This is a genomic window from Curvivirga aplysinae (assembly GCF_009711445.1).
GTDB lineage: Bacteria > Pseudomonadota > Alphaproteobacteria > UBA8366 > Aestuariispiraceae > Curvivirga > Curvivirga aplysinae.
In genome coordinates, this window is sequence record NZ_SMMC01000094.1 from 1 (window position 1) to 9031 (window position 9031).

At 44.7% G+C, this 9031-nt stretch carries 7 protein-coding genes; all 7 read left to right on the forward strand.

The window, feature by feature from the left end:
- Positions 1–244: 244 nt before the first annotated feature.
- The 7 genes from fliF (at position 245) to flhA (ending at position 8928) form a co-directional block, all read left to right on the forward strand.
- Positions 245–1903: a flagellar basal-body MS-ring/collar protein FliF gene (fliF, locus tag E1160_RS02085; RefSeq protein WP_155153334.1), complete on the forward strand. Its 1659-nt coding sequence runs from the start codon at positions 245–247 to the stop codon at positions 1901–1903.
- Positions 1904–1951: 48 nt separating this feature from the next.
- Complete coding sequence (gene fliG, locus E1160_RS02090) at positions 1952–2968, forward strand: flagellar motor switch protein FliG (RefSeq protein WP_155153335.1); 1017 nt, start codon at positions 1952–1954, stop codon at positions 2966–2968.
- A 20-nt stretch (positions 2969–2988) separates the two neighbouring features.
- The gene (locus tag E1160_RS02095) at positions 2989–3942 is read left to right on the forward strand and encodes a FliH/SctL family protein (RefSeq protein WP_155153336.1); all 954 of its coding nucleotides are present in this window, start codon (positions 2989–2991) and stop codon (positions 3940–3942) included.
- 86 nt (positions 3943–4028) lie between these two features.
- On the forward strand, positions 4029–4364 hold the full coding sequence (gene fliN, locus E1160_RS02100; protein WP_155153340.1) for a flagellar motor switch protein FliN: 336 nt from the start codon (positions 4029–4031) through the stop codon (positions 4362–4364).
- A 47-nt stretch (positions 4365–4411) separates the two neighbouring features.
- Positions 4412–5242 carry a motility protein A gene (locus E1160_RS02105; RefSeq protein ID WP_155153337.1) on the forward strand — a complete coding sequence of 277 codons (831 nt, stop codon included), beginning with the start codon at positions 4412–4414 and terminating at the stop codon, positions 5240–5242.
- A gap of 39 nt (positions 5243–5281) precedes the next feature.
- Complete coding sequence (locus tag E1160_RS02110) at positions 5282–6694, forward strand: sigma-54-dependent transcriptional regulator (RefSeq protein WP_155153338.1); 1413 nt, start codon at positions 5282–5284, stop codon at positions 6692–6694.
- Between the two features lie 41 nt (positions 6695–6735).
- Entirely contained in the window at positions 6736–8928 is a 2193-nt protein-coding gene (flhA, locus tag E1160_RS02115) for a flagellar biosynthesis protein FlhA (protein ID WP_155153339.1), read from the forward strand.
- Positions 8929–9031 lie beyond the last annotated feature (103 nt).

Consider the following 9031-nt stretch of genomic DNA (forward strand, 5'->3'; position numbering starts at 1 on the left):
ATCAGGTACTGTCCTAAATTGAATCATAATGGGATAGACTAATTTTAATTAGAATCGGTTGTAATTTTTTCGCTGAAGCAGGAGTTTTAAGATCAGGAAGAGTGGATAAATTTAAAGAATAATAAAGGCCTGTACATCCTTTAATTTCTATTATTTTCCTTCCGTTTTAAATCTGTCATTAACCTTTTTTATGCTATAGTTAGCATCTAAAGCTTATTGCTTCAGTTACAGAGAGGCTTGGATCGTGGACGCGTTCATTCAGTTCTTAAGAAAGATGGGGCCAGCTCGTATCGGCATGATCGCCGGTATCGGCCTGCTTGTACTTGGCTTTATCATCTATCTCGCGACCAGTTTTGGCAAACCCAACATGTCTCTGCTTTATTCAAATTTGGATGCACAGAGTACACAAGAGATTACAACCCAACTAGCCAGCCAAGGCATTCCATTTGAAATTCGCCAAAATGGCAGTCAGGTGTTTGTTCCTTCTGAACGTGTCGGTGATGTTCGCATCGCCATGGCAGAGCAAGGGCTTAGTGGTTCCATTATCGGCTATGAAATCTTTGACCGCGAAGAAACCTTGGGTACTTCTAGCTTCCTTCAAGAAGTGAACCGGGTTCGTGCCCTTGAAGGTGAATTATCGCGCACAATTACATCTATGAGTTCCGTCAAGGCAGCTCGCGTCCATCTAGTTCTGCCAAAACGTGAATTATTCAGTCGTGATCTTCAAGAACCAAGCGCCTCTATCATCATCAAGATGAAAGGCCCACAACGCCTTGAAAAATCACAAATATCTGCCATCCAACATCTTGTAGCAACAGCGGTCCCACGCCTCAAACCATCTTCTATATCCATTGTTGATGACCAAGGGACCCTATTGCACAAAGGTGGGGATGAAGAAGGCGCGGCTGGCGAGGACTCTCTTGATCTACAAACGCAGTATGAAAACCGTATCCAACGTAATCTACAAGATTTGTTAGAACGCACCATGGGTATTGGTAAAGTTCGTGTTGAAGTAAATGCAGATATGGACTTCACACAATCCGTGATTAATAAAGAAGAATATGATCCGGAAGGCTCTGTCCTTGTCTCCTCCAATACAATTGAAGAAACAAGTAATTCTTCTGAAGCAGACGAAGAAAACGTCTCTGTTGGCAACAACCTACCTGATGGTCAAGCAGCAGCAGGTGGCGGTAATAGTGAACAAACATCCAGCATCCAAGAAACCAGTAATTTTGCCAATTCGAAGACCATCACCAACCAAGTCAAAAATGTTGGAGAGATCAACCGCCTTTCTATCGCTGTGTTGATTGATGGTCATTATGCGCGCGGGGAACCTACAGAAGATAACGAACAAGGTGAGCTGGTTTATACACCGCGCACCGTAGAAGAAATGCAGCAAATCGAAACTTTGGTAAAATCAGCTGTCGGTTTTGATGAGTTGCGAGGCGATACCGTAGAAATCGTGAATATGCGATTTGCAGAATTGCCATTAAGTGAAGCTGATGGTGAAATCACTTACTTCGGCTTGTCTGCTGCAGATATACGCTCCCTCGCCCAAACACTGATCTTGGGCTTGTTAGCCGTATTGGTAATTTTATTGGTCGTTCGTCCAATGCTCAACCGTCTATTGGATACAACGCCAGGCGATGAGTTGGAAGAAACGGTTCTATTGACGGACCAATCTGGGCAACCGATTGTAGCGGGTGGCCAGCCGGGCGTTCCAGCAGCGGGGGTTGATTTGGACTTTGATGAAGATGATGAATTTGACCAGATGATCGATATCGCGCAAATTGAAGGTAAAGTGAAAGCATCCTCCATGCGTAAAATCGGTGAAATTATTGAAAACCATCCAGAAGAAGCTGTATCCATTCTACGAAATTGGATGCATCAACCTATGGATTAGAGCCTGAAATAAAGTATACGGCAATTTTAGGGAGTTTAATAAAGCAATATGCGTGTTCGTGAGGATTATAGAAGCTTAGCAGGGCCGGAAAAAGCGGCTGTGATGATGCTTGCCATTGGCGAAGAATATGCGGTTAAGCTTTTCGACCTAATGGATGACGAAGAAATTCGTGAACTTTCTCAAACCATGGCTAATTTGGGAACAATTTCCTCAAATCTGGTTGAGCGCCTCTTTATCGATTTTGCCGAACAGCTCTCTTCTACAGGTAGCCTTGTTGGCTCCTATGAAAGTACAGAACGCTTACTTAGCAAAGTGCTTAGTGATGACCGCGTAGGTACGATCATGGAGGAAATCCGCGGTCCAGCTGGTCGTACCATGTGGGATAAGCTTGCTAATGTAAACGAAGTTGTATTAGCGAATTACCTTAAGAATGAATATCCGCAAACAGTGGCCGTTGTTCTGTCCAAAATTAAATCTGACCACGCATCACGTGTTTTGGCAGCGTTGCCTGAAAGTTTCACGATGGAAGTCATCATGCGTATGTTGCGGATGGAAGCTGTTCAGAAAGAAGTTCTTGATGACGTTGAACGCACATTGCGCACAGAATTTATGACCAATCTGGCACGCACAGCACGTCGTGATAGTCACGAAATGATGGCTGAGATTTTTAACAATCTCGACCGTAACACCGAAAACCGCTTTATGACTTTACTGGAAGAACGTAACCGCGATTCTGCCGAACGCATTAAAGCATTGATGTTCACATTCGAAGATTTGCAAAAACTGGATCCTGCGGGTGTTCAAGCTTTGTTACGTGCTGTGGATAAAGATAAACTTTCAATTGCCTTGAAGGGTGCATCAGAACAAATCAAAGAACTGTTCTTTGGCAATATGTCTGAACGTGCGGCGAAAATCCTGCGCGAAGATATGGCTGCTATGGGCCCTGTCCGTTTGAAAGATGTGGATGAAGCCCAAATGGAAATGGTAAACCTTGCGAAAGATCTTGCTGCGAAAGGCGAAATCGTTATTTCCGAGGGTGGTGCCGAAGACGAACTTATCTATTAACCTAGGCGCGATAATCTTTAATGAGCAACACAAAGACATATACTCCTTTTAGTTTCACCACTTCCTTTGATGAGTTGGAGAAATCTGACCTTCAAGTGATGGAAGAGGAACGTGAGCGCGCAGCTGAAGAAGAAAAGGAACGTCAGCGCCTTGAGGAAGAAGCCCTAAATGCCCCTCCTCCCCCTCCGACCTTTTCTGAAGAAGAATTAGCAGCTGCGAAGGCAGAAGCGTGGAATGAAGGCCATACAGCAGGTCATTCAGAAGCGCTCGGACAGATTGAACAACAAACTCTAACTGCTTTACAAACCATGACCGGTTACATGGCTGTCCTTCAAGACCGACAAGCTCTGGCGAATGAGAGTCAAGCAGCTGCGCTTGCCCGTATCGCAAGCGATATGGTTCGTAAACTTATGCCAATTTATGCAAGTGAACACGGCGTTGAAGAGATAAAGAACCTTGTTTATTCCAGCTTGGCTCCTTTGGAAACTAAAGGCCGGATCAACATTACTTTACCTGAAGGTTTGCATTCAACCATTCAAGAGCAGCTAGGAAAAGTTGCTCAGGAAGCAGGGTTTGAAGGAAAGTTGATGTATCACCCTGATGCCAAGCTAGGACCTTCAGATGTGCGTGTCGATTGGGGCCGTGGTAGTGCTGAACGAAATGTGGGAACAGCACTTCAGGAAATGGAAAAAATCGTCGAACAATTTCTAGAGAACCATCTAAATGCTGAAGAGGTTGAAGCAGAGTTAACTGTTGAACCCGGTAATGAAGATCGGCAAAATATGGCAGAAACGCCTACCACCTCTGTGCCAGAACAATCAGAACCTGTAGAACCGCCAGCGGATTTAAATTCGGAGCAAACTGTCACTCAAACAGAAGAACAGCTTGCGCCAACACCTGACGTTAACTTGGAGATCGAACAGTCATTGCCCGATACGGCAATGGACTCACCTCCCGAGGAGCCTGATAAATGATGAGTGATGAAGAAGAAAACGTAGAAGCAACCGAAAATGGTGACGCAGCTGCGGGCGGGGGAAGTGGCGCCGATGATAGCGGCGAAATGAACCTCAAAACCCTTGAAGCAGAATCGGAATATGGGGAAGCTCTTGATCCACGTGCTGCCGAGTTAGCACTGCCTAGTGGTGCACGTGACCTTGAAGCTGTTTACGAGATTCCAGTCCAAGTCTCTGCCGTGCTGGGTAAATCTCATATGCAAGTAAGCCAATTGTTGAAATTAGGTCGTGGCGCTGTCGTAGAACTAGATCGTAAAGTTGGTGAAGCGATTGATATTTATGTGAATAACCGTTTGGTTGCACGTGGTGAGGTTGTGGTTGTAGACGACAAACTTGGTGTAACAATGACTGAGATTATTAAATCTGAGAAAACACAATCATAAGGGTGATAACTTTGCCTACATCTGCAAAGAATTTGGAGTAATGGGGAATGGCTGATAGTGCTCAAACAGGGAACGAACAGAAGTTAACCCAACCTGAAACAAAAATGTCTATTGATCTCGCAACAATCCTTGGGATTGTCGGCGCGTTGGGACTTGTAGCAGCAGCAATTATCCTTGGCGGCTCTCCTGGCGCTTTCATAGATATACCATCAATACTTATTGTGATTGGCGGTACAATCGGCGTCACAGTTGCCTGTTTTTCTTTTAAAGATGTTTTAACCGCCTTTAGCTCTCTTGGTCAGATGTTTTTCAGAACGACAACAGACCCACATGAATCGGCATTACAACAATTACAATTAGCACAAATCGCGCGTTTCCGTGGTGTTCTTGCCTTACAGAACTATATGGTAAGCCTGGAAGATCAGCCATTATTACAACAGGGTTTAAGCATGGCCATTGATGGCAGTAATGGTGATGAGATTGAGCGCGTTATTGAGCAAGATATCGAAGCCGCGGCTGAACGTGCGGCTGTGTCTGTTAGTGTATTCAAAAAGGCAGCGGATCTATCGCCAGCAATGGGGTTGATCGGTACATTAGTTGGCTTGGTTCAAATGCTTGGAAATTTGGAAGATCCAAACTCAATTGGTCCTGCAATGGCAGTAGCCCTTTTAACAACCTTCTATGGCGCATTGTTATCAAATGTTGTTTTCACACCGCTTGCAGCCAAGTTGGAACGCACATCTTCCGAAGACATGTTGTTAAGTAATTTATATCGAATGACATCCGCATCAGTTGGCCGTCAAGAAAATCCGCGTCGTTTAGAAATGCTTTTGAATACCGTTCTACCGCCTTCCCTGCGCGTGGATTATTTTAACTAAGACGTACAAAGCTATATAGAGTTAAGTGAGAATTAAGAAATGCGACTATTAGTTATTGGAACTCTTGAAGGACATATGACAACTGCTGTTCAAATTGCAATGAAACGCGGTGCGAAAGTAGCAACAACAGATGCTATCGGAGAAGCTTTAGGTAACTTGCGTAGTGGTCAAGGTGCAGACCTTATCATGATCGACGTACGCATGAATGTTGCATCCTTGGTTGAACATCTTGAAAGCGAACGCATCCACGTACCTGTAGTTGCTTGTGGTCTCGAAGGAACTGATGCGACCACAGCTGCAAATGCTATTCGTGACGGTGCTCAAGAATATATACCTCTTCCACCGGATGCTGACTTAATTGCGGCGGTTCTTGAAGCTGCAGCACAGGAAGATAATGCAATTATTCACCGTGATCCGGCAATGAAAGCCGTGATCGGATTAGCAGACCAAATTGCCCCTTCAGATGCATCCGTTCTAGTGACTGGTGAATCGGGTACGGGTAAAGAAGTTATGGCCCGCTATCTTCATACAAAAAGCCGCAGAGCCGCAGGACCTTTCGTCGCAATCAACTGCGCTGCAATTCCTGAAAACCTTTTGGAATCCGAACTTTTTGGCCATGAAAAAGGAGCTTTTTCTGGTGCTGTCGCAAAACGAGTTGGTAAATTTGAAGAAGCAAACGGAGGTACATTATTACTCGATGAGATTTCCGAAATGGATTTGCGTTTACAAGCCAAATTGCTTCGTGCCATTCAAGAGCGTGAAATAGATCGTGTCGGAGGCAACAAACCGGTCAAAGTCGATGTGCGTATTCTTGCGACCTCCAACCGTCATATGGAAGAATATATTAAGGAAGGCAAATTTCGGGAAGATTTGTATTTCCGATTAAATGTGGTCAACATTCAATTACCATCCTTACGTGAACGTCCAATGGATATTGCTTTGCTCAGTCAGTTCTTTGCTAAAAAATATGCGGAATTGAATGCGGTTGACGAAAAACCGATGACACTAGAAGCTATCGCAAAGTTAGAATCATATCACTGGCAAGGTAATGTGCGAGAACTAGAAAACACAATGCATCGCGCAATTCTACTGGCATCCGGTCCAAACATTGATGAGAATGCCATTTTACTAACCGGGACAAGCCCTGCAGCTGCTGCAACAGCATCAGGATTTACACCACCTCCAGCTGAGGCTCATCCTGCGTCGACGGCTAGTGCCCCGACAGCAAGTGAACCGACTGAAGTAACGTCCGAATCTGAAGGTGGGGCATTCATTGCACGTACAGTCGCCGATGTTGAACGAGATTTGATCATAGATACCCTTGATCATTATCTAGGCAATAGAACTCACGCCGCCAATGTTCTTGGCATCTCTATTAGAACGTTACGTAATAAGTTAAAGCAATATTCCGAAGAAGGTTATGAAATTCCAGATGCAGGTGCGAATGGTTAATCATACCTAACTGGTATTCATTTCTTATAAGGTAGCCCTAAATGGCAGATACAGAAAATTCTTCAACCCCCTCATCTGCACCAGCCGATTCTGGTGACAGCGGGGGTGTATCTCCAGTTGGTAGCGGCGGTGGTGGCGGCAACCCATTCGCAAGTCTAAATAATATCGGTAGTATCATGAAAAGCCAGGAGTTATTCCTGCCGCTTGGTATTGTTGCGATTTTAGTTTTGTTGCTGATCCCTTTGCCTACATGGATCATGGATTTCTCATTAGCTGTATCAATTACATTTTCTGTCTTGATCATGCTGACTGTGATTTTTATTCACTCTGCAACCGAACTTACATCATTCCCGACATTGTTGCTCATCGCTACCATGTTGAGGTTAGGCTTAAACGTAGCATCCACCCGTCTCATTCTCTCTGATGGGCATACAGGTACTCAGGCTGCGGGACGCGTTATTCAAGCATTCGGTGATTTTGTTGTCGGCGGCAACTACCTCATTGGTATTATTATCTTCGCAATCCTGGTGATTATTAACTTTATTGTAATCACCAAAGGTGCAGGACGCGTGGCAGAGGTTGCTGCACGTTTTACCTTGGATGCGATGCCCGGTAAGCAAATGGCAATTGATGCAGATTTATCAGCAGGCCTTTTAACTGAAGAAGACGCACGTAAACGCCGTGAAGAGTTGCAAACCGAAAGTGCTTTTTTTGGATCGATGGATGGTGCATCCAAATTCGTTCGTGGTGACGCAATTGCCGGTATTCTTATCACCTTCATTAACGTTATTGGTGGTATTATTATTGGTGTTGTTCAACGTGATATGGCTCTTGCCGATGCAGCCCAAAACTATACATTACTCACAATTGGTGATGGCCTAGTCAGTCAAATCCCATCTTTGATCGTCTCCGTGGCTGCCGGTCTCTTGGTAACTAAAGCGGGTATCACTGGCGGTACAGAAAAAGCCGTTGTTGGTCAACTTTCTGGATATCCTGGTGCTCTAGGCATTGCATCAGGCCTTCTGTTCTTGATGAGTATGGTTCCAGACCTTCCTGCCTGGCCCTTCATGACCATGTCAATTGCAGCTGGTGTTGGCGCATGGTTTATTCACAAAAAGAATGAAGCTAGAAAAATTGCTGATGCCATAGCGGAACAAGCAAAAGAAGACGAAGAGGTTACGGCCGCGGCGGCACCTGCCGAAGAGCCAATTTCAACAGCTCTACAAATTGACTTGCTTCGTTTGGAACTTGGATATGGTTTGTTACCTCTTTTAAATGCGGAAGGTGAACATCGCCTAACCGATCAAATCAAAGGACTTCGTCGACAAATTGCCGGTGATCTTGGTTTCGTAATGCCTGCAGTGCGTATTCAAGATAATTTGCAACTTCCAGCAAATAGCTATGTCATCCGCGTAAAAGAAATTGAGACTGGCCGTGGTGAATTACGCCCAAACATGCATTTGGTGATGGACCCGCGTGGCGAGCAAATTTCATTACCGGGGGAAGCAACTGTTGAGCCTACCTTTGGCCTTCCTGCGGTTTGGGTACAAGATAATCAACGTGAAGAAGCCGTATTCCGAGGCTATACTGTTGTTGATCCATCCACCGTGATTACCACACATTTAACCGAAGTCTTAAAAGATAACATGTCTGAGTTGTTATCTTATGGTGAAACTCAAAAGCTTCTCGAAGAATTGCCAGATTCTCAACAAAAACTTGTGGAAGATATTGTACCCGCACAAGTTGGATTAGGTGCCCTTCAACGTATCTTGCAAAACTTGTTGATAGAGCGTGTTTCAATTCGTGACCTTCCAACAATTCTTGAAGGGGCAGCAGAAGCTGTCGCATTTACACGAAACATCACGCAGATTACTGAACATGTACGTTCCAGATTGGCACGGCAACTTTCTGATGCGAATACAAATCCGGAAGGCATTGTACCTCTGATTACTCTATCTCCTGACTGGGAACAGGCATTCTCAGAATCTATTATTGGGCAAGGCGATGAGCAACAATTGGCAATGGCACCATCACAATTACAAGACTTCATTGGCCGTGTAAGAAGCGCATATGAACGTCAAGCTATGGCCGGTGAAACACCTGTATTATTGGTGAGTCCGCAAATTCGCCCTTATGTTCGATCCGTGGTCGAACGTTTCCGTCCTGCAACCGTTGTGATGTCTCAAAACGAAATTCATCCAAAAGCTCAAATTCGTACTGTTGATCAAGTTTAAGTCGATAAATTAGGAATTGGCACGATTTTGGTATATGCTATTCCATACAAAATTTTGTTAAAAGGATAGCAGTTTGACCAGCATTCCACCTGTACAACAACCT